At 41.5% G+C, this 4,925-nt stretch carries 3 protein-coding genes and 2 pseudogenes; 2 read left to right on the top strand and 3 right to left on the bottom strand.

Translation table 11 applies throughout. The features are described 5' to 3' along the window. Positions 1-576, bottom strand: a pseudogene (locus tag PX481_RS05975) (recombinase family protein); the annotation flags it as partial. Positions 577-654: 78 nt separating this feature from the next. Between PX481_RS05975 and PX481_RS05970 the strand changes: the two are divergent. Continuing rightward, positions 655-1,992 carry a proton extrusion protein PcxA gene (locus PX481_RS05970; RefSeq protein ID WP_002760527.1) on the top strand — a complete coding sequence of 446 codons (1,338 nt, stop codon included), beginning with the start codon at positions 655-657 and terminating at the stop codon, positions 1,990-1,992. A gap of 35 nt (positions 1,993-2,027) precedes the next feature. Here PX481_RS05970 and PX481_RS05965 read toward each other — a convergent pair whose 3' ends face one another. Both PX481_RS05965 and PX481_RS05960 read right to left on the bottom strand, forming a co-directional pair. Continuing rightward, positions 2,028-2,846 carry an Rpn family recombination-promoting nuclease/putative transposase gene (locus PX481_RS05965; protein WP_288093978.1) on the bottom strand — a complete coding sequence of 273 codons (819 nt, stop codon included), beginning with the start codon at positions 2,844-2,846 and terminating at the stop codon, positions 2,028-2,030. A 36-nt stretch (positions 2,847-2,882) separates the two neighbouring features. Next, positions 2,883-4,190 carry a hemolysin family protein gene (locus PX481_RS05960; RefSeq protein WP_288093976.1) on the bottom strand — a complete coding sequence of 436 codons (1,308 nt, stop codon included), beginning with the start codon at positions 4,188-4,190 and terminating at the stop codon, positions 2,883-2,885. 267 nt (positions 4,191-4,457) lie between these two features. Between PX481_RS05960 and PX481_RS05955 the strand changes: the two are divergent. Next, positions 4,458-4,925: pseudogene (locus PX481_RS05955) on the top strand (glycosyl hydrolase family 57); the annotation flags it as partial.

The following is a 4,925-nucleotide window of genomic DNA, read 5'->3' as shown; positions in this document are numbered from 1 at the left end:
TTTTTCTGGTGTTTCCTGCTCATTAATCGCTAAAACTCGTTTTAGATCTGTTTCTGATAATCCGTCGGCTAATCTTTCGGGTATCTTTTCTGCGGGAACACCACTAGCGCCGGCTAATTGTAACAAATCGAGAACTTGACGCACGAAACGATATTCATTTATGCTAGGAAGCTGGAAGAATTTAGCGATCGCTGGTTGCCAGAGACGGGTGGCGAGTTCCTGCTCCGTTTCTGGGCGTAATCGGCGGGGAAATTGCGCTTTTAGCCCTAAAGACTCGAAAATTAACGGCCAAAACAGGATGACTTCATCGGTGAGAAAACCTAAAGGGGTTTTGCAGAGAATCGGATAGCTACCCCTAACAGCAAGGGCTAATTGATCGGCTAATTCTCGTTTATTATCATCGTTGGCAGCGAAAACTAAGATCGATCGGGGAAGGGGCGATGATTTCGGTCGATCGAGATACAATGAATCCTGGGACTGAAGTTGAGAAACAACCCAGCGCCGAAATTCCCCGACTAAAGCGGTGGTTTTTCCCGATCGAGTCCCACCTTCGATCCAAATTGGTATGATTGACATCGTTTTTTCTGGATTGTATTTGTTAAGATAACTGATCGGTACTCTAGCTTTTCTCCCTTGTGGAAGTAATTGTTTCCTATGAATCTTAATCGGATTTTGCAAGGTGTTAATCAATGGTTATTACAAACTCCTGAACGTTCTTTAGATGAGGCCTATCATGCAGCTTTGAAGATTAAGGAAATAGAAGATAAGCATTTTCAAGGGCGAAAAGTGGCAGCGGAGTTCTCGAATTATGGCAGCAGCACTAATTCCTATTTTATCGCAGAAGTTAAAGGTTATCTGCAAAAAATTAAAGTCAGATTGACGGAGTTTAAAGCTAGTCGATCAATCGTTAATACTTTCGGACCTAATCAACCGACAATTAATAATGGGGTGATTACTGTCACCACAGATGTTTGTCTGAAAAAACTTCAGTTTATCGATAGTATTATCGGAAAATATCAAGATAATTATTGGCAAGAAGATATTCAAGATGTTCCCAAAAGTATCCAGAACAGAAATTTTGAGCAGGAAACAGCCAAAAATAAGACTTCTAGAAATCGCTCTTTTTTAGCAGCGGGTAGTATTGAAGATGAGGAAATAATCAAAAGTAATAAATCCCAAAAAGCTACGGAAAAACCGGGGGTTTTACCCCGTTCTTTTGTCAATACTTTTAATCGCATTAAACAGGAAATTGATCCCCAAGCGGAGGAATCGGAGGAGGCAGTTTTAAAGAAATTTCGCAATTCTCGTTATAAAACAGCCATTTCCCTCAAGTTTATTTTACTGTTAATTATTGTTCCTTTGTTGACCCAGCAATTAACCAAAACTTTCCTGATTACCCCCTTGGTTAATAAATATTTCCAACAACAGGAACAGTTTATTTTTATCAATCAGGATTTAGAAGAAGAAGCTTTTTCGGAATTGAGAAGATTTGAGGAAGCTTTACATTTTCGAGGTATGATTGGTTTAGCACCCAAATTATCTAACGAAGAAATCGAGGGAGAAATTACCAAAAAAGCCGCGGTACTAAGTGAAGAATTTCGCCAACGAGGTTTAAATGCGATCGCTAATATTTTCGCCGATATTTGTTCCCTGATTGCCTTTGGTTTTGTTGTCGCTTTTAGTCGTCGGGAAATCGAGATTGTCAAGTCTTTTCTGGATGGCATTCTCTATAATCTTAGCGATTCAGCTAAAGCTTTTTTAATTATTCTCTTTACCGATATATTTGTCGGTTTCCACTCTCCCCACGGTTGGGAAGTGATCCTAGAAGGATTAAGTCGTCATTTCGGTTTACCGGAAAATCGCCAGTTTAATTTTCTCTTTATCGCCACTTTTCCCGTTATCTTGGATACAGTCTTAAAATATTGGATTTTCCGTTATCTCAATCGCATTTCTCCCTCGGCAGTGGCTACCTATCGTAATATGAATGAATAGGGTAAAGTCAGGGAGAAACCTAATAATTTATCCTTCTAATTTGGGGGGGATAATTTGGCCGCTGTCTCTTGTACTTTGGTAAGTTCTAATTGCAAAGCAGTGGCAATCTGTTCTATACTTAAACCTAAAGCTAGTAAACCAGCGATCGCTTCAGTTTTAGCTTCTTCACGACCTTCTTCACGACCTTCTTCACGACCTTCTTGTTTAGCTTCTTGATAAAGTCGAGTCTGTCTGAGATCATCTAATCCGAACATAGCTTCTAACTCCGTGCGACTAAGATTAGTAAATTTATAGGCTAAGGTTCTTTCAATTAATTCTACAACTTTTTGCTGGAAAACTAGATCATCAATTTCAGCGATCGCTTTTTCTAAAAGTGGTTTTCCTCGTTGCTGTGCTAATTGGGGTGTAGCGACAATTAACTGAATAATTCCTAAACCCAGAGACGGAGCCGGACTATCGATTAATTCATCTAAATAAATAGGTCTGATCTGTCCCGTTATCTCAAATCCCCGCAGTTGATAGGGAAAGTTATTATCCAGATCCCTGGAGGCAAATAAAGCTACAGCTATCCAATCCTGAACGGGTTTATACTGATTGAGATAGATGACAATTTCTGTTAAAAATCGCCAATAAAAATCACTTTTATCCTGAAATTGCACTTCAACAAAGTAAATCATTAGTTCCGGTGCTGCTGTGGTCGGTAAAAAAATACCGTCAAAACGACGCGCTAATTCTTTGATTTCTCGGGAGGAAAATTGATAATTTTCAGCTTTCTGGGTTGATTCTCCCAGTAATTCAAAAATTAACCCCGGAAAGGTTTGCAAGAGTTGATAAAAAATTGTATCGGTCTTCACAAGCTTGAAAAAATCTAGATGTTTACTAACAATTACTTACAAATCATCTAACAAGAGCGTGACTAACACCTTATCGACGCGATTACCGTCCATATCCACCACTTCCAAGCGCAACCTTTGCCATTCAAAATGATCGGCAGCTGCCGGAATCCTGCCAAGATGGGTAATAATAAAACCACCTAAAGTGTGATAATTGCCCTGTTTTTCCCCGGGTAATTCACTGATTTCAAATAACTCTTTAAAATCTTCGATCGCCACTGTACCATCGATCAACCAAGAACCATCTTCCCGCTGCACGATCTGAGCATCTTCAATATTATCTAATTGGGGTAAATCGCCGACAATTGCCTCTAAAATATCCTTGCGCGTCACCAATCCTTGAATCACCCCGTACTCATCCACTACCAAGGCAATATGATGACCACTTTGCTGCACCAATTCTAACACCTTTAAACCCCTAGTGCTTTCCGGCACAAAAAGCGGCTGTTGTAAATCCTTCGTCAGGTCGAAACTTTCACCGGTTAAACAATCTGCCAATAAGTCTGTGACTTCGATTACCCCCAAAACCTCATCTAAACTGCCCTGACACACAGGAAAACGGTTATGATTGCTCTCAATTAGCTTCTGGCGGTTAATTTCGGCACTATCTTCCAAATCTAGCCAAATAATATCTGGGCGCGTGGTCATAATCTGGCTTACTCGGCGATCGCCCAATCCTAACACCCTTTCCACCATATCCTGTTCTGCTTCCTCAAAGGTTCCCGCTGCGGTTCCCTGTTTAAGCATAATTTTCAATTCTTCTTCCGTAATTGGGGAATCATTGTTATTAGTATTAATCCCCAACAAACCGAGAATCAGATTAGTCGATTGACTCAAAAGATGGACAATGGGCGAAACAATTTTTGATAACCTATTCAGAGGATCAGCAACGAGGATAGCGATTTTTTCAGGATTACTTAAACCTAACCGTTTCGGCACTAATTCCCCCACCACTAGGGATAGATAGGTAATAATTAACACCACTAATCCTAATCCCAAAGCTTGACTGTAGGGGGCTAAAACAGGAACTTGGGCCAATAATTGCGCCACACTGACCGATAAATTAGCTCCTCCGTAGGCCCCGGCAAAGATACCCACTAGGGTAATGCCAATCTGCACCGTCGATAAAATTTGATTGGGATCATTGGCCAATTTTAAGGCCACCGCCGCCCTTCGATCATCTCTGGCTAATTGTTCTAAACGGACTTTGCGGGCCGAGACAATGGCAATTTCCGAGAGAGCAAAGACTCCATTGAGGAGGATCAGGAAGAAGATAACAAGAATTTCGGTAGTCGCCGAGAACATGGTTAAAATTTACAGGTAAAAGGGCGGATAGTTGTTTGTATCATAGTGCGAGGATCGGTTAAGTTCAGTAAAGAATCATCTTGATTGTTAACGAGTTACGAAGGCTTGTGTCTGGAGAGGGTTACTCCCAGTATAAATGGGATAGGATCAAGTCCGCACTCTTAGCTCAGTTAGCAGTGAACAGTCAAGAGTGACCTGTTGCCAGTAAACAAAGTTGTCCCTGGGAGAGTGGGGACAAACTATCTCAATCTATTCGCCTGAAAAATTATGATCGCTACACCCGTATCATCGAAATCGAACGCTATCACGGAAATCCGCCCCGGACTACCGACTATTTGCGGTTGGGAACAGGAAATCGCAGCGATTGTTAATCACGATGATCCGATCTTTTTACCGACAACAAATCTCCAATTAGACCATATCAAGGCTGGTTTTGCCTGTGCCTTGCATATGCACCAACCCACCATCCCCGCGGGTGTTAATGGTGAATTAATCTGCAATCTCCAGCATATGTTCGAGAATCAGGGGGATGGTGATAACCATAATGCCAGCGTTTTTGCCTGGTGTTACAGTCGCATGGGCGATTTTATCCCGGAATTGGTGGCGGAAGGCTGTAATCCCCGGATTATGCTCGATTATTCCGGCAATCTCCTCTGGGGTTTGGTACAGATGGGACGGCAGGATATCCTCGATAAACTCAAATTAATCACCTGTAACAGTCAATATCAACCCTAT

The organism is Microcystis sp. M53603_WE2 (assembly GCF_030065435.1).
This window is presented reverse-complemented; position numbering and strand designations above follow the sequence as displayed.

Excerpts from the sequence above, each read along its gene's own strand:
- PX481_RS05970 (WP_002760527.1), top strand. The coding sequence starts at position 655 with ATGAATCTTAATCGGATTTTGCAAGGTGTTAATCAATGGTTATTACAA.
- PX481_RS05960 (WP_288093976.1), bottom strand. The coding sequence starts at position 4,190 with ATGTTCTCGGCGACTACCGAAATTCTTGTTATCTTCTTCCTGATCCTC.